Annotated in this window: 1 protein-coding gene; it reads right to left on the reverse strand. The window is 46.3% G+C overall.

What is annotated here, in order from left to right; genetic code table 11:
• Window positions 1-27: 27 nt before the first annotated feature.
• Window positions 28-551 (reverse strand): GTP cyclohydrolase I FolE (folE, locus tag R7Q48_RS30090; RefSeq protein ID WP_318134066.1); only part of this gene is annotated, 524 nt, incomplete at its 5' end.

Raw genomic sequence — 551 nt, forward strand, 5'->3', positions numbered from 1 at the left:
CTCTCTCAAATCTAAGCTTCGTTTTGACTAGCGTAAACCATGCAGAAACTCAGCGCGGGTGGCTGGGTTGCTCTTAAAAATACCACCCAATGCTGTGGTTGTCGTTTCGCTAGTTGCATCCATAACACCACGTGATTTCACGCAGTAATGCGTCGCGTCGATAGTCACGGCCACATCGTCAGACTCAAGTAATGTTTGCAAAGCAACTAGGATTTGCTGTGTCATACGCTCTTGAACTTGAGGGCGTTGCGCAAAGAAACGAACAATACGGTTGATCTTAGACAGGCCAATGATCTTACCGCGAGGAATATAAGCAACAGCGGCTTTACCGTCGATTGTCACAAGGTGGTGTTCGCACGTACTGGTCACAGTAATGTCTTTCACGCGAACCATTTCACTTACGTTCATCTTGTTTTCAATAACCGTGATTTTTGGGAAGTTGGAGTAATCCAAACCAGAGAAAATCTCGTCCACGTACATTTTTGCAATGCGATGTGGCGTCTCTTCTAGGCTGTCATCCGTAAGGTCGAGTTGAAGCAGGGTTAGGATCT

Source organism: Vibrio sp. 378 (genome assembly GCF_033339435.1).